This window comes from Martinezella lusitana, assembly GCF_014207095.1.
GTDB lineage: Bacteria > Pseudomonadota > Alphaproteobacteria > Rhizobiales > Rhizobiaceae > Rhizobium > Rhizobium lusitanum_B.
In genome coordinates, this window is record NZ_JACHBG010000001.1 from 865,637 (window position 1) to 885,305 (window position 19,669).

16 protein-coding genes and 2 tRNA genes are annotated in these 19,669 nt (G+C 57.9%); 7 read left to right on the forward strand and 11 right to left on the reverse strand.

The window, feature by feature from the left end:
- Positions 1-2: 2 nt before the first annotated feature.
- Together GGD46_RS04225 and GGD46_RS04230 are read right to left on the reverse strand one after the other, a co-directional pair.
- The gene (locus GGD46_RS04225) at positions 3-887 is read right to left on the reverse strand and encodes a carbohydrate ABC transporter permease (RefSeq protein ID WP_184702056.1); all 885 of its coding nucleotides are present in this window, start codon (positions 885-887) and stop codon (positions 3-5) included.
- Between the two features lie 98 nt (positions 888-985).
- On the reverse strand, positions 986-2,338 hold the full coding sequence (locus GGD46_RS04230) for an extracellular solute-binding protein (protein ID WP_184702058.1): 1,353 nt from the start codon (positions 2,336-2,338) through the stop codon (positions 986-988).
- A 327-nt stretch (positions 2,339-2,665) separates the two neighbouring features.
- Here GGD46_RS04230 and GGD46_RS04235 point away from each other — a divergent pair, with 327 nt between their 5' ends.
- On the forward strand, positions 2,666-3,223 hold the full coding sequence (locus tag GGD46_RS04235; protein WP_184702060.1) for a sugar O-acetyltransferase: 558 nt from the start codon (positions 2,666-2,668) through the stop codon (positions 3,221-3,223).
- A gap of 90 nt (positions 3,224-3,313) precedes the next feature.
- On the opposite strand, the gene GGD46_RS04240 is transcribed toward GGD46_RS04235, so the two are convergent.
- Entirely contained in the window at positions 3,314-3,643 is a 330-nt protein-coding gene (locus GGD46_RS04240; RefSeq protein ID WP_184702249.1) for a hypothetical protein, read from the reverse strand.
- Positions 3,644-3,759: 116 nt separating this feature from the next.
- Here GGD46_RS04240 and GGD46_RS04245 point away from each other — a divergent pair.
- Both GGD46_RS04245 and GGD46_RS04250 read left to right on the forward strand, forming a co-directional pair.
- Positions 3,760-3,834, forward strand: a tRNA-Asn gene (locus tag GGD46_RS04245).
- Positions 3,835-4,586: 752 nt separating this feature from the next.
- The gene (locus GGD46_RS04250) at positions 4,587-4,769 is read left to right on the forward strand and encodes a hypothetical protein (protein ID WP_184702062.1); all 183 of its coding nucleotides are present in this window, start codon (positions 4,587-4,589) and stop codon (positions 4,767-4,769) included.
- A gap of 154 nt (positions 4,770-4,923) precedes the next feature.
- Here GGD46_RS04250 and GGD46_RS04255 read toward each other — a convergent pair whose 3' ends face one another.
- The 8 genes from GGD46_RS04255 to GGD46_RS04290 form a co-directional block, all read right to left on the reverse strand.
- Positions 4,924-5,253: a hypothetical protein gene (locus tag GGD46_RS04255; protein ID WP_184702064.1), complete on the reverse strand. Its 330-nt coding sequence runs from the start codon at positions 5,251-5,253 to the stop codon at positions 4,924-4,926.
- 212 nt (positions 5,254-5,465) lie between these two features.
- A complete protein-coding gene (locus GGD46_RS04260) occupies positions 5,466-6,569 on the reverse strand; it encodes a porin (RefSeq protein WP_184702066.1) in 1,104 nt (367 codons plus the stop codon).
- A 693-nt stretch (positions 6,570-7,262) separates the two neighbouring features.
- Positions 7,263-7,712 (reverse strand): acetyltransferase, encoded by a 450-nt coding sequence (locus GGD46_RS04265; protein ID WP_184702068.1) that lies wholly within the window; start codon positions 7,710-7,712, stop codon positions 7,263-7,265.
- A 195-nt stretch (positions 7,713-7,907) separates the two neighbouring features.
- Positions 7,908-9,761: an ABC transporter ATP-binding protein gene (locus tag GGD46_RS04270; protein WP_184702070.1), complete on the reverse strand. Its 1,854-nt coding sequence runs from the start codon at positions 9,759-9,761 to the stop codon at positions 7,908-7,910.
- 197 nt (positions 9,762-9,958) lie between these two features.
- Positions 9,959-10,717, reverse strand: coding sequence for a GNAT family N-acetyltransferase (locus tag GGD46_RS04275; protein ID WP_184702072.1), 759 nt, complete (start codon positions 10,715-10,717; stop codon positions 9,959-9,961).
- 178 nt (positions 10,718-10,895) lie between these two features.
- Positions 10,896-11,192 carry a hypothetical protein gene (locus GGD46_RS04280; protein WP_184702074.1) on the reverse strand — a complete coding sequence of 99 codons (297 nt, stop codon included), beginning with the start codon at positions 11,190-11,192 and terminating at the stop codon, positions 10,896-10,898.
- 314 nt (positions 11,193-11,506) lie between these two features.
- Positions 11,507-11,580: transfer RNA gene (locus GGD46_RS04285), tRNA-Cys, on the reverse strand.
- Positions 11,581-11,831: 251 nt separating this feature from the next.
- Complete coding sequence (locus GGD46_RS04290) at positions 11,832-12,257, reverse strand: Rap1a/Tai family immunity protein (protein ID WP_184702076.1); 426 nt, start codon at positions 12,255-12,257, stop codon at positions 11,832-11,834.
- Positions 12,258-12,770: 513 nt separating this feature from the next.
- Between GGD46_RS04290 and GGD46_RS04295 the strand changes: the two genes are divergently transcribed.
- The 4 genes from GGD46_RS04295 (at position 12,771) to GGD46_RS04310 (ending at position 19,223) form a co-directional block, all read left to right on the forward strand.
- Positions 12,771-13,442, forward strand: a complete 672-nt coding sequence (locus GGD46_RS04295; RefSeq protein WP_184702078.1) for a protein-L-isoaspartate O-methyltransferase family protein — start codon at positions 12,771-12,773, stop codon at positions 13,440-13,442.
- 246 nt (positions 13,443-13,688) lie between these two features.
- Entirely contained in the window at positions 13,689-14,588 is a 900-nt protein-coding gene (locus GGD46_RS04300; RefSeq protein ID WP_184702080.1) for a PopZ family protein, read from the forward strand.
- Between the two features lie 122 nt (positions 14,589-14,710).
- Positions 14,711-17,554, forward strand: a complete 2,844-nt coding sequence (locus GGD46_RS04305; protein WP_184702082.1) for a valine--tRNA ligase — start codon at positions 14,711-14,713, stop codon at positions 17,552-17,554.
- Positions 17,555-17,966: 412 nt separating this feature from the next.
- Positions 17,967-19,223, forward strand: a complete 1,257-nt coding sequence (locus GGD46_RS04310; protein ID WP_184702084.1) for an OmpP1/FadL family transporter — start codon at positions 17,967-17,969, stop codon at positions 19,221-19,223.
- The last annotated feature ends 446 nt before the right edge of the window (positions 19,224-19,669 follow it).

A 19,669-nucleotide genomic window follows, 5' to 3' on the forward strand; every position in this document is an offset into this window, starting at 1 on the left:
CCTCAACGGTAATGAACGCGCTTCTCGATGAAGCGGAACTGGAAAACGGTGAGCACGATGATCAGCAGCATCAGAATGATGCTCTGTGCCGCCGCACCAGAAAAATCGAGGCCTTTGAAGCCATCCGAATAGATCTTGTAGACCATGAGATTGGTCGAGTTGTGCGGCCCGCCCGAGGTCATGATGTCCACAATACCGAATGAATCCTGAAAGCTCTCGGTGATGTTGATGACGAGCAGGAAGAAGATCGTCGGCGTAATCAACGGGAACTGGACGTCCCAGAAGCGGCGTAGCACGCTCGATCCGTCCATGGCCGCCGCTTCGATCAGTGAGCGCGGAATAGCCTGAAAGGCCGCTAGGAAGAAGATGAAGCTATAGCCGATATATTTCCAGGAAAAGGCGGCGATAATGCACGCCATGGCGGCATTGCCGTCCAGGCCCGGATCCCATATGCCGGGCCACCATTGATTGACCACGGCGATCAGGCCGGCTTCCGGTGCGAGGATAAAGCGGAAAGCCATAGCCGATGCTGGAGCTGCAATTCCGTACGGCCAGATGAGTACGACGCGGTAGATTTTCGAGCCGCGAAGCTGCCTGTCGGTCAGGGCTGCGAGTATCAGCGCACCGATCATGGAAATACTGGTACTGATCGCTGCGAAAATGATGCTGATCGTGACCGAATTCCAGTAGTCGGAACTTGCGAGGATCGATTTGAAATTGTCGAGCCCGACCCAGATGTTGCCACCGCCCCAAGGCTGCTGCAACGTCAGCGACCAGAAGACAGCCTGTCCGGCCGGCCAATAGAAAAAGGTGAAGATGAGGAGCAGTTGCGGCACTGCGAACAGAATGCCGACGCTCCATTTGCTGAAGGTTATGCGCTTTTCCATTGTCTCTTCCGGCTTGGGATCCCGATACCACGCTGGTTCTCATAACGAACGTCCGCCGAGAAACCCCGGCGGACGCTGTCTGTCATAAGTGCGGCTGCTTACGGCAGCTGCTTGCCCTTGTAGGTGGCTTCGAAACGCTCGAGAACGGCGTCGCTGTTCTTGACCAGGTTGTCGATGCCTTCCTGAACGCTGACCTTGTTGGCGAAGATGGCCTGCATCTGGTTGCCGAATTCGGCGCGGATCTGCGTGAAGTTGCCGAGGCGGACGCCGCGGGTGACCGAGGTCGGCTCGGAAGCGGTCAGGCTGGCGATGGCGACTTCGCGGCCCTTATAGGGAGCCTTGTCGTAGAAACCGCTGGACTTCATGAAGTCGAAGCCGGACTTCTTGACCGGGATATAGCCGGTGTTGGTCGACCAGAAGAGGGCGGTTTCAGGCTTGCCGATGAAGTCGAGGAATGCTGCAGCACCCTTGTATTCGGCGGCAGACTTGCCCGAGAGAACCCAAAGCGATGCACCGCCGACGAGCGAGTTCTTGCGCTCGGTACCGGCGTAGACCGGAAGTTCGGCCACATCCCAGTTCATGCCAGCCTTCTGGGTCTTGCCGACCGTGCCGTGGTCACCGACCGAGGTCATGATCATCTGGCAATCACCGGAAGCGAAGGCCTGAACCATGTCCTGACCGAGGTCCTTGGACTTGATCTTGATGAGGCCCTGGTCATACCAGCTCTTGAGGTCCGTCACATACTTGACGAACTTGGTCTTGTTGACGGTCAGGCGAGCGTCGAGGCCGTCATAGCCGTTGTTCTTGGTGGCAACCGGCTGATCGTGGATGGCAGAGAACTGTTCCATCAGCTGCCAGCTTTCGTTGGCGGAGATGTTGATGGCCATCGGGCACTCGTAGCCAGCGCCCTTCAGCGCCTTCATGGCTTCGGCGGCTTCTTCCCAGGTCTTCGGAGCGGCGGTCTTGCCGATCTTGGCAAACGCGTCCTTGTTCCAATAGAGCAGGGCCGTCGAGGAGTTGAACGGGAAGGAGAGCAGTTCGCCCTTCGACGTTGCGTAGTAACGGGCGATGCCGGGGAAGTAGTCGTTCCAGTCGACCTTGTGGCCGTTTTCCGACATCAGCTTGCTGACTGGGTAGTAGGCGCCCGAGAGCATCATCGTTGCGGTGCCGACGTCGTAGACCTGAACGATGGTCGGCTGCTTGCCGGCGCGGAAGGCGGCAATCGTGTTCTGCAGAGCGGCGTCGTAATTGCCCTGGCTGACGCAGGAAACTTCATAATCCTTCTGGGAATCGTTGAAGTTCTTGCAGAGCGTCTGAACGACGCGTTCGAGGTCGCCCGACAGGCCGAACCAGAAATCGAACTTGGCCGGAGCGGCAGCAGCAGGCAGAGCCAGCGCTACGCTCATGACACCGGCTGCTGCAGCCGAAATGCAGTTTTTAAGTTTAAACATAATCCCTATTTCCTCTTTGAAAGCTCGGAACCGGTGGTCTTGCGCAAGTCCGCGGTAGCGGCGTTATAGACAAGCTGTGTGACAGTTTGTTGAGGGCAAGAATCCCCGTTTTGGCGGGATTTTTCGCTGAAAGAGGGGACCTTCAGACGGATCGTTCCTTGCAGGATTGTGCATATGACGCCCAGCCAATCACGGCGTGCAAGCCGTCCTTCTCCTCCACAGCTTGGCGGCGGGTGGGCGAGGCGAGGTCGTCTTGGTTGCTGAGGAGGCGAGCACCGTTGCAAGATGAAGCTCAGCGAATCCCGGAGGCGATGGAGGAATGAGAGCATGGGTCTGAGCGAGCGTCAGAAGATGGTTGGCGGGGAATGGTATTGCTGCTTCGATCCCGAACTCGATGATCTGCGTTGGCAGGCGCGGGAAGCCGTCCACGAGCACAATACGATGTCGCCTGCCCAGCGCGGCAATCTCGGTCCGGCTCTGGCCAAGCTCCTAGGCGATGTCGCCGCGACAGCTTTTATCGAAGCGCCGTTCCATTGCGCATACGGGATCAACATCTCGCTCGGCCACCGGGTCTATCTCAATGCCGGCTGCACCATTCTCGATAGCGGAAGCGTGCGCATCGGTGAGGGCAGCATGCTGGGGCCTGGCGTGCATATATATTGTGCCGAGCATCATAAGGATCCGGCGCTGCGTGGAGCGGGTCTCGAAATCGCCCGCCCGGTCGCGATCGGCGCGAATGTATGGATCGGCGGCGGGGCGATCCTCATGGCGGGTGTAACGATCGGCGACGGAGCTATTATAGGGGCGGGAGCGGTCGTGACGAAGGACGTTGTGCCAGGTGCGACCGTTGTCGGCAATCCTGCGCGACCGATCGGCGCGAGATAGGCGCCCTCAAAGCATGTCGGGCAAACCGTGCGGCGGTCTTGCGACAACGGCATGTGCGGCATCAAAGATCTATGACAGGGAATGCGAATCTCAGAGAGAGCGACGCGCCTCGTTCGCCGGGCGGCGCTTTTTCGCCCACCAGACGGAAAAGCGGCGGCGCCAGCGGCGCACGGCCCGCATGTCATGCGACAGCACGATGAGGCCCAACGGCAACATCCAGAAGCCGAGCACAGGCAGAAAGCCGAGCAGCCCGCCAAAAACGAGCGCTATCCCCAGGCCAACGCGCGCAAGGCGAGATCGGGGCAGTGGAATTCTCACAGAACCGAAAACCAGCTCGCGAGTGGATGGATCTATGCCAAAACGCCTTGTTTTCCGGGCGTTTCGGTCGGTATTTGCTGTCGTTCCGCTGTGATCGGTCATCCACAGGAAATGGTGAGGCGACGAAATAATGCAAGAGAAATGCATTTTTTTGAAAAAACCGCTTGGCAAATCGGGAAAGCATTTGTAGAAGCCCACTCACACCGCGCCAAGCGCATTCCCTGGTAGCTCAGCGGTAGAGCATTCGACTGTTAATCGACAGGTCGCCGGTTCGAATCCGGCCCGGGGAGCCACTCTTTCTTCAGAAGAAGCAAGAAAAAATCATGCGCATATAGCCCAACAAGGCTTACTGCGATGCGCTGAACATCCCGGCCTTTCCCTAAATCACTAAAATCAACTTGGCCCGCGCAACGTTGCCCGTCGTCGTTTCGATGTGACGTTTGCCTTGTTCTTTCCGAGCTGGCTTCTCTTTCGATCCCGGTTGTCGCCGTACCTCGACGGCCTTGAACTCAAAGCAGGCGGCGATGCGAGTCGGCTTTGCCCTGTTCCAGGGGCCGTGGTTCCTGGCGCAAACCCTGTGACAAACTTTTTGGGACAGTGCTTCCTGCGCCGCTTTTGTGACGGAGAGATAGATCTATTAACACAACTCAAAAGATCATATCTAGCCGTCTCAGCCAAAGATGGTTCCTGCTTCTTCGAGGAGTGGCCCGTGTTTCTCCGCGCACGACTGCCACGATGGAGCGAAACAGGAAGACGCGGGGGCGACCGGTTGTCATTGTCCAGCAACAACAGGCGCTTGCATCCATGTCGGGCCATTGCTTCGCGATCCGAGCGTGCGGATGAGCGTGGAATGTACCACTCCGATACAGCCATGATTCTTGGCAGCCTCATCGCGGATCCATGCGGCGTTTCATTAAATTTTGTTCACCTTACGGTTGCTTCTGGGAATATGCGTAGATGTTCATGTGGCATTAATATGAGCCGGCGCATCTACTTGGATGCGTGAAATGCGCAGCATAGTCCCCCAATGCTTTAGAGGTTCGACATGAAAAACCTGCTTCTTGCATCCGCACTCGCACTGGCATCGGTCTTCGCCTTCAGCGCACCGTCCGAGGCCGCTCCGATGCATCATCGTCACCACCACCACCATCAGCACTGCCAGATGAAGAAGGTGAAGCATAAGGTTCACGGCCGCTGGGTCGTTCGCACCGTCCGCGTCTGCCGTTAGACGGTTCGAACTGGCGCAAATTCCCTACGCAGCAATTCGGCCGCTCCCGATAGTCTCGGAAGCGGCCGTTGGTTTTTTTGGATAACTTTGTGACCGGGATGCACTGCGGGCGTTTCGCTACCCTACACACCCACCGCGGACCTGCGCCGCGGCGTCAGGGACGGATTTCCAGCATCACGCCGCCATGGTGTCGGTGATAATAGGGGCGGTCGTCATACCAACCGCGATGCCAGCCTCGGTTCCAATGCCGGCGATCCCAATCCCGCTCTTCGTCATCGCGCCAATGGTGGCGGGCACGCCAGTAAGACCGGCGATCATAGTCTGAATCAGGGTGCCAGCGTGAACCCTGTTCCTGCACGAGAATGACATTGGGGGGCAGTGCCGGTGAAACGCCGAGCGGGGCTGCCATTGTCGGCAGCGCGACCGACAGCAGGGACCCAACGGTCAATGCAGCGGTCAGAGCGATTGAAGCGATATATTTCAAGGCGGTAACTCCTTTATTCAGCTTCGTCCCTTTCATCCTTAAACGCCACGGTCGCGACAAGGTTCCCCCTTCCGGTTGATGGGGGCGATGCCGCGACACGCGTTTTTGGAGAGGAAGCCTTCCTTTTCAGGAGTTTGCCGGCAAGAAAAAAGGGGGCCGGCAGGGAAAGCCGGACCCCTTCCTTCTCTGATCGGAGGTCAAATCTGATCAGGTTAGAAGTTGCGCTCGAAGCGGAGAATGCCGGAGATGGTGTCATCATGGGCATAATCATAGTGAACGTAAGTCAGTTCCGGCTCGACCAGGAGGTTCTTGACCGGGTTGAACTTCAGGTTCGTCGTTGCTTCGAAGATCTTGGAGTCGCTGTAGGCGAGCTGAACATTCCACTTCAGCTTGTCGTTGACCGGAACGCCAACGCCGCCCCAAACTGCCCAATCGCCCCAGCCGCACTTCGATGCATTGACAGTGCCGTTCGGCGCCGTGCAAGCGGAAACGTCCTGGTTGGTGCCGGCATACTTGTTGAGCTTGCTGCCGTCGGTGTTCCAGCCGCCCATCAAGAAGGCCGAGAATGCGCCGAAGTCAGCATCGATACGAGCCTTGATGGCGCCTTCTTCGACGATCGAGTCGTAACCGCCAACGACCTTGAAGCCCCATGCACCGGACTTGAAGCCGGCACCGGCAACAACGTCAGGAGCGTAGTGGTTTGCTTCGTCGTCGGTCCACCAGCTTGCACCGTAGGAAGCGCCGGAGCCGCTGGAGTTGCTGTCTTCAACCGAGACCACAGCCGAGAAGCCGTTGCCGGCATCATATTCATAGGTGATCTGGTTCAGTTCGTACGGGCCGTCATAGATCACGTCGTCGTTGATGACGTCGCCGGCGTAACCGATGTAGGAGTTGTACTGCGAGTCTTTCTTACCGACCGTGAAGCCGCCGAGGCTGATGTAGGACCACAGCAGGTTGGTGCTGGTAGCATTACCGTCATGCCAGTCCCAACGAACGATGGTTTCGGTCTTCAGCGGACCGTATTCGGTGTCGGTTGCGGTGCTGACATTCAGCTCAGCACGGGTGTGCCACAGCGTGCCGTTATGGCTATTGCGGTTGTAAGCATCGTACCATTCACCTTCCGTACGAACCTTGCCGCCGATCTTGAGGCAGGTTTCGGTACCCGGGATGAAGAAGTAGCCCGCACCGTATGCGTCGCAGATGCGAACGTATTCCAGCGGCTCCGGCTCAGCGGCAACGATGGCATCCGCTGCGTGAGCACCGGATACTGCTGCCAGCGCAGCAGCGGAGCCGAGAAGAAGGCTCTTGATGTTCATAATAACTCCAATCTCTCTTGATTGGGCGTGAGATATCGCGCCGAAAATCGACGTGCCCAACCCCATCCCGTTCATGTTCCCTATCAGTAGGTGCGAAGTAATCAGCCTCGCGAACTATTTCCTGAACCTGCTTCACTGATTTGGCAAGATACTAAGATGAGCGAACTATATGCGCCCTATTCGAAAAATAAGTTTGTTGCAAAAATGACGCAATTCAACGGTGACACCGGTCAGGCGCCACATTTCGCTCTTCATCGGGATAATCGGAAAACGGTGCCGTTGGGCCGAATGCGACGGGAAACCTCGCGATAGCGCGGGCGGCAAAGGATTAGTTGGCTGGGAAAATCATGACGATTCACGGTCAATCGCATTTGGCAGCGATGCCACATGTCAGGCGGTTTTGCGGCTCTCTAGACCACGGCATAGACGAAGCCTGGCGGTCTCGTGGAGGTCCTTGGCGCCGCGCAGCGTCATAAGGGTGCGTCCGACGACACTACTGGGGGCGTAGTCTCATCGGACGCGGCACTGCCCGGCTCAGGGGTGGCATCTAAGCCGGTAGAAATGAGCCTAGCATCTACCATAGGTTTCTATAACCTACCTGAATGGGCTGGCCGAGCCGCTGCTCTGGCATGGTGCATTTGGCAGCCAACTGAGGAGGACCGGTCGAGCTATCGAAGCGTCGAAAACAGCGGTTTAGCCCTTCGGCCTATCCCATCGCAGATGAAGGATCGGGTAGGGACGGCCCTGATCATCCAGTTCCGAACGGCTCGTCACCTTAAAGCCGAGACGTTCGTAGAAACCTGTCGCATCCGGGTTCTGTTCGTTGACATCGACCGTCACGGCATCTTTTCCTGCCCGAAAGCTGTCGAGAAGAAGACGGCCCAAGCCCATTCCCCGGCTGTCGGCGTGCACGAAAAGCGCATCCATATGATGTTCGGTGGTCCCCAGAAACGCGTGCGGGAGATCATGGTCGTCGACCGCTACCGTAAATTCGGCATTCGGCAGATATTCCTCAGCGACCATCTTGCCGATCGTCTCGCGATTGGCAGCATCGAGAAAATGGTGGGTAGCTTCGACCGCCGTCCGCCATATCTCGTAATTCCGCAGGAGGTCGGCCGAATTGGCCTGCCGCAAATGGAACATGTCATATCCTTGAGTGTCTTTTGCCATTGGTAATAGTCTTTTGAAGTTTTGGACCGCACGCGGAAAAGTTGTCCGGCGGCAGAGCCCGCCCTGTCGACCGGCGGCGCTGTACCTGGCTTCAAGCCTGTCGTCCATCACGAGGCGATAGGCAAATGGCCGATAGAACCGCCAATTTCAAACCCAGCGTGTCGGGAATTAGCCGATCTCCTTGGCGAGGAAGCCATCCGTTTGGCGTTTCCATAAGCGTGCAAACAGGCCGTCCCGTTTGACCAGCTCTTCCGGTGGACCTTCTTCCACTATGCGCCCGTGGTCGAGTACAATGATCCGGTCCATCTTGGCGATGGTTGAAAGACGATGCGCAATGGCGATGACAGTCTTTCCCTCCATCATCAGATTGAGCTTTTCCTGAATGGCTGCTTCCGATTCGCTGTCGAGAGCCGAAGTTGCCTCGTCCAGCACCAGAATCGGCGCATCCTTCAGCAGCACCCGCGCTATGGCGATGCGCTGGCGCTGACCGCCGGAGAGCCGTATGCCTCGATCGCCCACGAAGGCGCTATAGCCCTTGCGGCCTTCTCCATCGGCAAGGGCGGCGATGAAGGCTTCGGCGCTTGCCATCTTGGCGGCATGCTCGATCTCGTCCTGCCTCGCTTCGGGCCGGCCGTAGCGGATATTGTCACCGACCGAGCGATGCAGCAGCGCGACGTCCTGGGCGATGACGCCGATATTTCGGCGAAGGCTGGCTTGCGTAACCTCACGGATATCCTGTCCATCGACGAGGATTGCGCCGCCCTTCAGCTCGTAGAAACGCAACAGCAGGTTCACCAGCGTGGTCTTGCCGGCGCCCGAGAGGCCGACGAGCCCGACTTTTTCGCCTGCGCGCACAGTGACCGACAGGCCATCGATGACTGGTTTCCCGGCTTTGTAGGAGAAGTGGATGTCCTCGAAGCGTATTTCTCCGCGACTAACAGTCAGTTCGCCCGCGCCGGGCCGATCTGTAATGGTGGGTGGTGTCGTCATCACCGGCATGGCATCCTTGATGGTGCCGATTGCCTGAAAGATCTGCTGAGCCATCTGCAGGAACGTGAAGGTCTGCCCGGAGAGGCGGTGCAGAATATAGACCGCCGCGACGAACTGCCCAATCGTGAGAAAGCCCGCGACGAGGCCGGAAAGGCCAATGGAAAGTATCGACAACCAAAGCGCCATGTTGAGCGCCACGACAATGAGTTCCGAGGTGCGATAGATGCGCTGTTCCCTATGCTGCGTCTGCACCGATTTCTGGATGATGCTGCGGATCGCGCCGGCTTCAGTGTCTTCTGCCGCGAACTGCTTGATCATCTGCATGTTGCTGTAGAGATCGGTGATGGCACCGGCGACGAGGCTGCGCTGCTTGGCCGTGCGGCGCGAGCGTTCGGCGAAGGTCGGTGCCATCTTCAAGGCGAGAACGACGTTGAGCGCGATCCATATGAAGACCGGCAGCGCAAGCTGCCATGACAAGGCACCGAGAAGAACTACGGATCCGACCATTTGCAGCAGGAACCGCGGAATGGTCTGGAAGCCGATGATGATCTGCTGTTGGACGGCCGACGCCACCTGCGACAGGCGTGACGCGACCTGTCCGGCAAAGAGATCATGAAAGAAGGCGAGATCCTGCCGTTCCACCGCTTTGTGACCTTGCCACTGGATCGCAGCGGGCATGCCGACGCTCAGAGTATGAGAGGTGAGGGTGTTGGTGAGGAACGAGGCGATGGGCATCGCCGGAAAGATCAGGAGCCCGAGAAAGGCAAGCAGCGGCCAATCATTGTGAATGAAGGCAGGCGCGCCCATTGTCGTAACGCCGTCGACGATAACAGACAGTCCCCAGACAATCGCCAGATTGATGGCTTCGACCGCCATGGAGGCAAGGGTCATGGCGATCAGGATGCCGCGAAACATCGATATGAAATGCAGAAGCACCATCACCGGCCCCTTGGTGGGCAGCGGTTGATAAGGGATGTCCAGCGGTTTGATCAGCGCTTCGAAGGGACGATAGATTGCGTCTGAAATCGACATGGGCCGCTCGAGTCAAAATGGGGTTGAGACGCGGGCACTCGGTTACGCGGATCGCATAGAATCATCTTCCGGCTGTAATCTCAACGGGAAATATGCTGGTGATTGATCTAGGCGCGCGACGCCGCTGCGACAATACACTCGACATGCGGTTGCGAGGCGCCCGGGCAGCCGCCTTGCGAGACAGGATGGGGTTTCGATCAGTTTGGGGAATCGGTTGCAACGACCTCCCACTTTCCGAACTCAGTCAGGCCGATGGCCGTCGCTAGCGCCATCGAGGCGTGATTGTCGAGCTGGCAGCGATATTGTGGTTCGTATCCCTGCGCGTAGGCTTGCCGGCTGATGGCCCGCATCACGTTTCGGGCATGACCTTTTCCTCGGAATGCGGTCAGCGTCAATACGCCGACATCGGCGATGGGGGCGTCGTTCCACGGATACATGCTGGCGGCGCAGACGAGATGCGGTCCTTCAAACGCACCGAATACCAGCCAGTGGTCCAGCTCCACATAAGCGGCGTCCAGGTCCTCATCCGAAGCTGCCGCCTGAAACTCCTCGAATATAGCGCGATCCAGCTCCGTCAATTGCCGTACTTGGTTTGGGGAGGTCTCCTGCAGAAGTGATTGTTTCGCCGGCTCAAGATAATAAAAAACTGCATCCGCGCCATTGAGAATTATCTCGGCGTTTTCCAGCTCCCGACGAAATTCGGCCTCAGAGAGGTCAGCTTTCTCGTGCAGGCCTAACCTGTCGGCGACCGCCGTTGTCACAGCCGCTTGAACCGCAGCCTCGGGCCGATGCAGCACCATCGCGCGGTTGTCGTCATCAAGATCGGGGCTGACTGCGAGAGAAAATTGATCGTCGCGATGAAGGATCGTGCCGGTCTGGAAGTGCTTTCGCCAAAATGCCGTCACCGTCGCGGAAAAGAGGTCGCGTTGGTGATTCAACCGTGATGTGTCGCTCATCTGTATATGTACCCTTGGGGTGTATCGGCGTCAGTTAGTCCGATCCGGGTCATGTTGCAATTATCAAGGGCAATTTCATGCCTGTGCTGGCTTCTCAGGCCTTGTTGTCGCCGACGCGGCCCGACCGCTGGCGATCGGGCATAAATCTCTTGTTGGCATGGGTGTCGAATCGCCGGCGCTAATCCGTGAGCTTGCCGATTACGAGACCGGCAAAGAGGCCGAGAAGGGCGGTCGCGACGAGGATCGAGCTCGTGGCAGTAGGGTTTTCTCTTGCCGCCTGCACGACATTTCGCCCCTCTGCGCGTGCGTGGTCGGCAATGTGGGTGACTTTCGCCTTGGTCGAAGAAAGGGCTTCGTCAGCTCGCTCAGAGGCACTGTCGATCCTTTTCACCAGGTCGGCCGAAAGCTTGCCGATCTGGTTTCGAAGTTCCTCGATTTGCGCGTTGATGTCTTGATCGAGCTTCATATCGGCCATGATGTTTCCTGACGAATAGTGAAGGTGCCTGTCAGGAACGACCGGGATTCAATTCGGTTCCGCAGCCGGCGCGATTTGACGCGGGACGGAGGTGGATCATCGTTGAAACGGTTGCCGCTATCAATGATGTGATGATCCGTCAGACCGGGAAGCTGCTCAGAAAACCTCACGGCGAAAGCATCCGACTGCCACAAGAAGAACGGATCAATCTTTGCTGCTTGCGGGGAAGCGAAGTAGCCTGAGCGTAAACAGCCAAATCCGAAACTCTCGATGCGATTTCAGCTGCTTAAGACGGCAATGTCAAAGGGGAGGGATGGAGGCCTCGCCCGGAATCGAACCGGGGTGCAAGGATTTGCAGTCCTCTGCGTAACCACTCCGCCACGAGGCCATCCGATGTATGAAGGCGAGTGATGGCGGGCGTTTAGAACGAATCTTGAATCGGCGCAAGGGCCTCGATTTGAATATCGTTCTTTTTTCACTGTCAGCCGCAGATTGCCGTCGGCTCACGCACTCACTGAAGATCGCTGCCTACCGGCAAAACCCTGCAATCATCGCCAGATGCAGTCGCACATTTATCCAGAGATACGCAAAGCGCCACTACAGCACCTCCATTACCGCGAAATCAGGATCTTGGGGGGCTCACTCTTCCAGGCAGGGGAAGGCGAATTTGAAGGAGCGTGCGATCAGTCCGCTGGCTGGCCGTTCGAGCTGCCAGGAATGCTCAGCCATCCATTTGCACGCGATCAGGGTCGCCCGCGTGTTGGTGAGATCGGGCGGGAGGCAAAAAGCGCCGACAAACTGTTGAAGATAGCGCTCATAACGCGAAGAGTTCTTCGGTGTCTGCTTGGTCGCGTGGATCGTCAGGTTCTTCGTGCGCTGCGCTTCGTCGAGAATGCCCTGCACATAGACGGAGGCAAGCCCGCGTTCTTCCTCGCACCATTCATCGAGCTGCTTGCCGGTAACGACATGCCCAATCACGGGCGCGGGCTTTTCTGGTTCTTCATCGCTCAAAGCGACCTGGGGTATGAGAAGAAGGGACGCTGCGAGGAAGAGCGAAAGCCGCATTCGACGACCTACATCATTGAAGAGAGACTGGCAGCCAGAAAAACCACTAGCGGCAGAGACGTTGCCACGAAAAGCACAAGAGAGACAGGCATCCAGCCACCTTCTATTGAAATTTAATCTTAACCCGAATGACTTCGGGCCGGAAGGTCGATCAGTCGCCAAGTTCAGGCGGTCCAATGGAGGCAAGCGTGGTCTTGGGAGGTTAACATTTTATTAATGGAGCGTTCCGCCTTGAAGCACCTTCTAGTCTTTGGATAACGAATGGAAGCGTCGTCCGTGAGCCGTTCCGTGTCTTGGCGCACCATTCCGGCCAGAGTTTGTCCACATTCGGAGATGTGCGCATGGATGGAAGCGGCATTGCTTCCATCCATGCAATGTCGGCTGTTGTCTGGTGGCGACGCATCTGCATGAATCTCGGCGCGTGTTGCAGCGATGCCTTGAAAGCGTAGCCGCAGGCGATTAAGACACGCGTAGCACTGTAGCAAAGCCGGCCTGACAAGGGCGCAAGAGGATATGATGGATTTCGAAGCAGCACGCGTGAAGATGGTCGAGAACCAGATCCGTACGACGGATGTCACCTCCCATTCCGTGTTGAATGCATTTTTCGCGGTTCCGCGCGAAAATTTCGTGCCGGAGAAGTCGAAGCTCCTGGCCTATATCGATTGCGATATCGAGGTTGCGCCGGCTTCAGCCGGTAGGCCTGGCCGTTTCCTGATGGAAGCCTCGCCGCTGGCCAAGCTGCTGCAGCTCGGCGCCATTACCAAGGAAGACAAGGTTCTCGATGTCGGCTGCGGCACCGGTTACGTCTCCGCCGTCCTGTCGCTTGTCGCCGGCAAGGTCGTCGCGCTCGAATCCGATGAGGATCTGGCGGCCCAGGCAAAAACCAATCTTGCTGCGCTCGGCTATGAAAACGTCACCGTCGTCACCGGCGACCTCGAAAAGGGCCATGCAGGCAACGGGCCTTATGATGTTATTTTCCTGAACGGATCGATCGAGCAGCTGCCGCAGGGGCTGCTGGACCAGCTCAGCGAAGACGGTCGCCTGATCACGGTACTTGGCTATGGCCACGCGGCACGCGCCACCGTTTTCATGCGCGAGCGCGGCGCCTTCTCGGAAAACGTATTCTTCAACGCCTCGATCAAGCCGTTGCCGGGCTTTGCCAAGGCCAAGGAATTCGTATTCTGATCTTTCGACACGGTTGAAGATTGCATTTGGCAGGCGTCTTCGGGCGCCTGTTTTTTATTGTCCAGGCCTGTGGCAGAATCCATCTCATCAAAGCGATTCGCAGCAATCGTTACAAAACTGTGCATCACCGGGTTTAGTGCTTTCCAGGTGATTTTTTTCCCGAGGACAGTCATCTAGGGTGGCCCTGATTCGGGTACCCACCCTCGCGGGTTTCCGGTCGCTGAATATGGGAAAACGGGGATGAATATGGCTCAGCCAAATGTAGTGCGTGAACCGTCCATGGAAGAGATCCTGGCGTCGATCCGCCGGATCATCGAAAGCAACGAGCCGGGCAACGCCAAGTCGGTGCCGCCAACCCATTTTGCCGCCGATCGTGATGACGATATTCAGCTGACTGTCGACGAGGAGTTTGCCGCCGCAGATCGTGCCCGGGCCGCTGGGCAGGATCCGCGTTTCGTTGCTGCAAACTCGCAAGTCCCCGTCGCTGAGCCGGAAGGCGCGAACCGCGGTCTATCGCTGGCGGATGTTGCCGCGCGCGTTCGTGCCGCTTCCGAGCGGAATGCCGCCATGCTGAGCGCCGGGCGCGAATTGCCCCAGCCGCGCGAGCTGCCGCCGGCCATGGCCGCACGCCTTGCGGAAGTCCGGGTCGAGCCGGTTGTCGATTATCCGCTGCGAAACATGATTCCCGATGTTGCTCCGCCTGTGGCCGAAGCAACGCCAATGGTCGAGCTGGAGCGAGCGATCGTAGAGACCGCGTCGCGTGAAGCCGTTGCTGCTCCGCTTGTCGCGGAAGCGCCGCAAGTCGCAGCTCCGGTGGAAACGCCGGTCTTTCAAACGCCGGATGCACACCGACCCGTCAAGCAGGAGGCCGAGCCCGTTCTCGAGCAGGCCGAGACTCCTCTCGCTGCGACGCAGCCCGTTTCGTTATCGCCGTTGATGTCGGAAGCCGCCGGCGCACAGGTCTCCCGTTCGTTCGAAGAGCTGGCGGCTATCGTCGATGGCGGTCCGCGCCGCTCGCTCGATGAGCTGGCGCAGGAGATGCTGCGGCCGATGCTGCAGGAGTGGCTCGACGATAACCTGCCGACCTTGGTCGAGCGCCTCGTGCGCGAAGAAATCGAACGAGTGGCCCGCGGCCCGCGCCGCTGACAAGCCTGAGCTTAGGGTAACCGATCCGCCGCTCCGGGCTCCGGGGCGGCTTTTTTATTGACTTGCCTACGGCCATCCTATTTACAACCCGCATCACCCAGTCCTCTAGATCCGGTCAAAACATGCTCGACAAAACCTATGATTCCGCCGCCGTCGAACCGAAGATCGCCCAAAAATGGGATGAAGCCGACGCTTTTCGCGCCGGTGTGAACGCCAAGCCGGGCGCCGAAACCTTTACCATCGTCATTCCGCCACCGAACGTGACCGGTTCGCTGCACATGGGCCATGCGCTGAACAACACGCTGCAGGACATCATGGTGCGGTTCGAGCGCATGCGCGGCAAGGACGTTCTCTGGCAGCCTGGCATGGACCATGCCGGCATCGCCACGCAGATGGTCGTCGAACGTCGTCTCGCCGAGCGCCAGCAGCCGGACCGCCACAAGATGGGCCGCGAAGCCTTCATCGAGAAAGTCTGGGAATGGAAGGACGAGTCCGGCGGTTTGATCTTCAACCAACTGAAGCGCCTCGGTGCTTCCTGCGACTGGTCGCGCGAGCGCTTCACCATGGACGAGGGCCTGTCCAAGGCCGTTCTCGAAGTCTTCGTTACGCTCTACAAGGAAGGTTTGATCTATCGCGACAAGCGGCTGGTCAACTGGGATCCGAAGATGCTGACGGCGATTTCGGACATCGAAGTCGAGCAGCACGAGGTCAACGGCAATCTCTGGTACCTGCGTTATCCGCTGGAGCCGGGCGTCACCTATCAGCATCCGGTCGCCTTTGATGAAGAGGGCAAGCCGACCGAATGGGAAACGCGCGACTATCTCGTCGTCGCGACCACCCGTCCCGAAACCATGCTCGGCGACACCGGCGTTGCCGTTAGCCCGGAGGACGAACGCTACAAGCCGCTCGTCGGCAAGCATGTCATCCTGCCGATCGTCGGTCGCCGTATTCCGATCGTCGCCGACGAATATCCCGACCCGACGGCTGGAACCGGCGCGGTCAAGATGACGCCTGCGCATGATTTCAACGACTTCGACGTCGGCAAGCGTCGCGGTCTGCGCGTTGTCAACATTCTGACTCCGGAAGCCACCATCACCATCAAGGACAACGAGGATTTCCTTGAAGGCCTCGACAATCCTGCGGCCCTGCATGGAGCCTGGGACGAGCTGGAAGGTAAGGATCGCTTCGAGGCGCGCAAGATTATCGTCCGCATTTTCGAAGAATCGGGCCTGCTGGACAAGATCGAGCCGCACAAGCACATGGTTCCGCATGGCGACCGCGGCGGTGTGCCGATCGAGCCGCGCCTGACGGAACAGTGGTATGTCGACGCCAAGACGCTCGCCGAACCGGCGATCGCATCGGTTCGCGAAGGCCGCACCAAACTTGTTCCGAAGAGCTGGGACAAGACCTATTACGACTGGATGGAGAACATCCAGCCATGGTGCGTTTCCCGTCAGCTGTGGTGGGGTCATCAGATCCCTGCCTGGTACGGTCCGGACGGTCAGGTCTTTGTCGAAAAAACCGAGGAAGAGGCGCTGCAGGCCGCGATCCAGCATTACCTTTCGCATGAAGGGCCGATGAAGGCCTATGTCGAAGACCTGTTGGAGAACTTCAAGCCGGGCGAAATCCTGACGCGCGATGAAGACGTGCTCGACACCTGGTTCTCGTCGGCGCTCTGGCCGTTCTCGACGCTCGGCTGGCCGGATGAGACGCCGGAATTGGCACGCTACTATCCGACGAACGTCCTCGTCACCGGCTTCGACATCATCTTCTTCTGGGTTGCCCGCATGATGATGATGAGCCTTCACTTCATGAAGGACGAGAATGGCGAGCCTGTCGAGCCGTTCAACACGGTCTATGTCCACGCTCTGGTGCGCGACAAGAACGGGCAGAAGATGTCGAAGTCCAAGGGTAACGTCATCGATCCGCTCGAGCTGATCGACCAGTACGGTGCCGATTCGCTGCGTTTCACGCTGGCGGTCATGGCTGCGCAGGGCCGCGACGTGAAGCTCGACCCCGCCCGCATCGCCGGCTACCGCAACTTCGGCACCAAACTATGGAACGCCACGCGCTTTGCCGAAATGAACGGTGCCAAGAGCGATCCGCATTTTGTGCCGGAAGCGGCCGAGCTCACCGTTAACCGCTGGATCCTCACGGAACTGGCGCGGGCCGAGCGTGACGTGACCGAAGCGCTTGAAAGCTTCCGCTTCAACGACGCAGCCGGCGCGCTTTATCGCTTCATCTGGAATCAGTTCTGCGATTGGTATCTCGAGCTCCTGAAGCCGATCTTCGGCGGCGAAGACGAAAATGCAAAGGCAGAGTCGCAGGCCTGCGCAGCCTACGTCCTCGAGGAGACCTACAAGCTGCTGCATCCGTTCATGCCGTTCATGACCGAAGAACTCTGGGCGCATACGGCGGGTGAGGGCAAAGAACGTGACGGCCTGATCTGCCACGCGGATTGGCCTGCACCGTCCTATGCAGACAATGTTGCCGCAGACGAGATCAATTGGCTGATCGACCTCGTTTCCGGCATCCGCTCGGTTCGTTCCGAAATGAACGTTCCGCCGTCGGCGACTGCGCCGCTGGTCGTCGTCGATGCCAACAGCCTGACGCGCGAGCGCCTGTTCCGCCACGACGCCGCTATCAAGCGGCTCGCACGTGTCGAAACAATCTCTCTGGCCGACACGGCGCCGAAGGGAGCCGCGCAGATTGTTGTCGGCGAAGCGACCGTCTGCCTTCCGCTTGGCAGCCTCATCGATCTGTCAGCCGAAAAAGCCCGTCTGGAAAAGGCGATTGGCAAGAACGACCAGGAGATCGCCCGCATCGTCGGCAAGCTTTCGAACGAGAAATTCGTGGCGAACGCCAATCCGGACGTCGTTGCTGCCGAACGCGAACGTCTCAGCGAGCTTGAAGGGCAGCAGGCAAGCTTGAAGGTGGCCCTGGCGCGGGTCAGCGAAGCCGGCTGACGGCGAAAGTCTAACGAGTCTAAATAGTTGGTGGGGCATGCGGTGAGAGCCGCGTGCCCCTTTTTTTGGCTGATCGATTCGGAATGACTTTGGAGCGCCAAGAGATCAGTCGCCGCCAGCTTCGCACAGGTGAAATGAATTACCCCTAAAATTGGTAGGCAATTTCGAAAAGCAGAACTGTTGTCGGATTGTAACAGAAATGTTGCAGTGAAGAATGAGAATCTACGCAGGGGTAAAAATGTCATTCAAAGAGCAAAATATATCTAATTTTTTAGACGCCCGGAAGCAGAGTTCACTTTCTTACGTAAATCAATTGCTAACTTCCTTGGTCGTTGCTCGTCCTGGCCGCATTGCCAATTCATTCGATCGTCGCAACAATCGAATAAATGAATGCACCAGTGGGGGAGACACAATGGCATTTTCTCTTGCGTTGAGGGGCGCGGCCGCTCTCGTCATCGGCTCGTCTTTCGCCAGCGCAGCTTTTGCAGGCGGCCTGGATCGCGGCGGTTACGATATCGATCTGCTGTTCGATAAAGGACGCTATGCTTTCGAATCCGGCGTCACCTACGTAATGCCCGATCGTAAGGTGAAGAATGCTCGGGATACCTATCCGAACGACGGCAATCTGAACAATCGCAGCCACTCGGCCGATGCGTCGTCCAACTATGCGGTACCCTATATCGCCTTCAAGGTTGGTATTACCGATGATCTCGACTGTATGGCTGATTACTCGCAGCCGTTCGGCGGCCACCTCAACGAGGGCCAGAATTGGGCCGGCGCCAACAATGAAATCGAGACCAAGGTGCGCACGAACAATTATTCGGCCACCTGCTCCTACAAGTTCGATATGGGGCCGGGACAGTTCCGTGTGATCGGCGGTGGCTTCTACCAGGAAGTCAGCGGTTACAAGTCGCGCTTGGTCTATGAGACGGTCGGACCTGTTGCCGCGATTTACAACGGCGTCGGCTCGCTTGATGTCGACGGCCACGGCTGGGGCTGGCGCGCTGGTCTGGCCTATGAAATTCCGGAATATGCCTTCCGTACCAGCCTCGTCTACAACAGCCGGGTCAAGTACGACAACCTCAAGGGCACCGTCGATCTGACCGAAGTGCCTCCTCCGGTCGTTCCCGGTGGTTTCGGCGGCAAAGTGACCTCGGTCTTCGGATCGGCCGATGCGCCCGACTCGCTGGAATGGAAGGTTCAAACCGGCATCGCGCCCGATTGGCTTGCCTTCGGCTCGGTCAAGTGGACGAACTGGAGCATTCTGCAAAGCATTTCGCTCTGCCCGACCGCTAACAGCAGCATCGCTTGCAACAAGCGGACGCAGTTGACGTCGCTCGATCTTCTGTATCAGGACGGCTGGACGATTACCGGCGGCATCGGTCACAAGTTCAATGACAAATGGAGCGGGGCCGTCAGCCTGACATGGGATCGCGGCACGAGCGAAGGCTACGGTATGAACTCCGATACCTGGACGCTTGGTGCCGGCCTTGCCTATAAGGCGACGGACCATGTTCAGTTCAATTTCGGTGGCGCGCTCGGCCTGATGACATCAGGCAAATCCGGACCGGTCACGCGCGGCGGTGTCGTGTATGGCAATGATGTCTCGTATAGCTTCGGTAATGACTTGGTCGCAGCTCTTCAGACTTCAATGAAGGTCAGCTTCTAAGGATAACCCCTTGGATTGAACCAGGTTTATCGCCTGCTTCCCACTATCGCCATCGACGCTGCGAGCCCTCTCTGGTCTCGCAGCGTTTCCTTGTCGGACGCTGCTCGCCGAGGTACCAAAACGGTCTGTTTGCGCGGTTTATGGTTAAGAAAATCTCTGCGCCGATAAATTTTTTGTGACGAATTAGCAACACTCTATTTCAACGTATTGCAAGCTCGTGATGGGATTACAATTTGTCCATTTCCCGCCACAAATGGGGAGCAGCGATTACACGGGCACAGGGGCAAGCCTTGTAGAAAGTGCGTAAGCGGTCGATGGGTGAACTTCCACTTTGGCATAAGCAAAAATCCGGGATCGGGGCTGCAGGGCTTCCGGTGCGGCTGGAGAATCTTTGTCTCTCAAGGGAAGTCGTCAATCCGGCTATGTTAGATCTCACTCTTCGGGAT